The 342-nt window shown below is 73.1% G+C and carries 1 pseudogene; it reads right to left on the bottom strand.

From position 1 onward, the window contains the following. Positions 1-342, bottom strand: a pseudogene (locus tag MXD62_RS10570) (potassium-transporting ATPase subunit B); the annotation flags it as partial.

Genomic DNA, 342 nt, shown 5'->3' on the forward strand with positions numbered 1-342 from the left:
CGGCGCCGACTCGCCCGTGATCGCCGACTCGTCGACGCTGGCGATGCCCTCGACGATGTCACCGTCCCCGGGGATGAACTCCCCCGCCTCCACGACAACCAGGTCGTTCTGGGCCAGCCACGGCGCGGGAACGTCCTCCACGACCGCGGCCTCGACGGCCTGCCCGATCTCCCAGCCGGTGAGCCGGCGGGCGACGGCGTCGGTCTTGGCCCGGCGCAGGGCGGCGGCCTGCGCCTTGCCGCGCCCCTCCGCGACGGCCTCGGCGAGGTTGGCGAAGATCACGGTGAGCCACAGCCACACAGTGATCATCCAGCCGAACGCCGACGGGTCGGTGATCGCGAG

Source organism: Frankia sp. Mgl5, assembly GCF_023242985.1.
Classification (GTDB): domain Bacteria; phylum Actinomycetota; class Actinomycetes; order Frankiales; family Frankiaceae; genus Parafrankia; species Parafrankia soli.